This is a genomic window from Clostridium sp. HBUAS56017 (genome assembly GCF_007115085.1).
Classification (GTDB): domain Bacteria; phylum Bacillota; class Clostridia; order Clostridiales; family Clostridiaceae; genus Clostridium; species Clostridium cibarium.
The window spans coordinates 1-2277 of sequence record NZ_SULK01000053.1 but is presented as its reverse complement, the minus strand read 5'-3'; the positions used below and the strand labels follow the sequence as shown (position 1 = coordinate 2277).

1 protein-coding gene is annotated in these 2277 nt (G+C 28.6%); it reads right to left on the bottom strand.

The genetic code is table 11. The features are described 5' to 3' along the window. Positions 1-2277: condensation domain-containing protein (locus FAY47_RS19765; RefSeq protein WP_143318637.1), on the bottom strand; the 2277-nt coding region annotated here is incomplete at both ends.

Sequence of the window (2277 nt, the reverse complement as noted above, 5' to 3'; positions counted from 1 at the left end):
GTTCACCTGCATTTACTCCTTTACTCTTAAGGAAAGCTGCTAATTGATTTGATTTTTCATTCAATTCCCTATATGTTATTTCTTTTCCTTCAAATACAGCAGCTAAATTATTAGGTGTCTTTTCTACTTGTTCTTCAAATAATTGGTGCATTGTTTTATCTTTTGAATAATCAGCTTTTGTATTATTAAAATCGTAAAGAACTTTTTTCTTTTCAGACTCATTAATAATTTCTAGTTCTGAAATTGTTGTTTTAGGATTTTCCACTACTTGACATAATATTTTTCCAAAACTTGTTGCAAACTTTTCTATAGTGCCCTTTTTGAACAACTTTGTACAATATTCAAAAGTGCATTCTAATCCGTCTTCACCTTCATATACAAGCAATGTTAAATCAAACTTTGCTATATTAGCATTAAAGTCATATGGAACAAAATTTAATCCTGCTATATTGGTTTCACGTATATCTACATTTTGCCAAGCTACCATAGTATCAAATAAAGGATTTCTACTAAAATCTTTTTCTACATCAAGACGTACTACTAATTCTTCAAATTGATAATCTTGGTTTTCATAACCTTCTAAAAATTTTCTCTTTACTTCTTTTAGAAACTCTATAAAATTCTTATTTGACTCAGGATAATTTCTTAATGCTATTGTATTAACAAACATTCCAACTACATTTTGAAATGATTCATGAGTTCTTCCAGCTACAGGAGATCCTATAATTATATCTTCTTGTCCTGTATATTTTGCCAACAATACGTTATATGCAGCAACAACTGTCATATATAATGTTGCACCTATTTGGGTAGATATTTCTTTTAAATGCTTTGTCACTTTTTTATCTAATTTGAAGTTTATTTTATCTCCCTCAAAGCTTTGTTCAGATGGTCTTGGATAATCTGTTGGCATGTTAAGCACTGGTATTTCTCCTGAAAACTCTCTTAGCCAATATTCTTCCTGCTTTTTGGCAATCTCTGATGTTAAGAATTCCTTTTGCCATTGTGAAAATTCTTTGTATTGTATTTCTAACTCTTTTATTCCTTTATCTTCATATATTTGTCGAATTTCTTTTAAGATGATTTCCATAGAAACTCCATCTGATACTATATGATGAATATCAAAAAGCATAACATGTCTTTCTTCATCTAGCTTAACTAAAGTTACTCTTAAAAGTGGCGCCTTGCTTAAATCAAATGGTTTTAAGAACTGTTTTATTACTTCTGTAAGTTCTCTTTCATCTTTTTCAATAAACTCTATATGAAAATCTATTTCTTCATGAATCTTTTGCATAGGTATTCCATTTACAATTTCAAATGAAGTTCTTAATGATTCATGCCTTTTAATTAACTCTTTAAATACATTTTCAAACTTCTCTACATCTAACTTTCCTTCAATGATAGTTACTGAAGGCATATTATAATTTATACTTGCATCTTGAAATTGTTTTATAACAAATAATCTCTTTTGTGCAGAAGATAATTCATAGTATTCTTTTTTCTCCACACTACTTATTAATTTGAAGTCAGTTTTATTTCTTTGTTGAATTTGCTCAGCTAATGTCTTTATTTCACTAAAATCAAACATATCTCTAAGTGAAATTTCAACATTTAAGCTTTTATGTATTTCAGCTATAATTCTTACTGCATTTAATGAATCTCCTCCAATATCAAAGAAGTTATCATTTATTCCTATTTTATTTACTTCTAAATTTTCTTGCCATATCTCTACTAACTTCTTTTCTATTTCATTTGTAGCTTCTTCATAAACTTTTCCTGTATTTATTTTTTCTCCAGGTTTTGGAAGTAACTTTCTATCTATTTTCCCATTACTTGTTATAGGCATTTTATCAATTTGTATGAAATATGAAGGAATCATATATATTGGTAATAGATCTCCTAAATATTTTCTTAATTCTGCTACAGTTAATTCTTCTTTTGCCACTATATATGCACAAAGATATTTATTTTTTCCTTCATCTTCTCTTGCTATAACAAAAACTTCTTCTATAGATTCATGTTTCAATAGTTGATATTCTATTTCTCCAATTTCAATTCTATAGCCTCTTATTTTAACCTGATGGTCTTTTCTTCCTAAGAATTCCATATTCTCATCTTGCATCCATCTAGCCATATCCCCTGTTTTGTACATCTTTTCATTTCCTTCTTGTACAAATGGATTTGCTATAAATCTTTCATTTGTCTGCTTTAAGTCATTTGCATAGCCTTCTGCAAGACATTCTCCTCCAATATACAAGTCTCCAGCTACTCCCATTG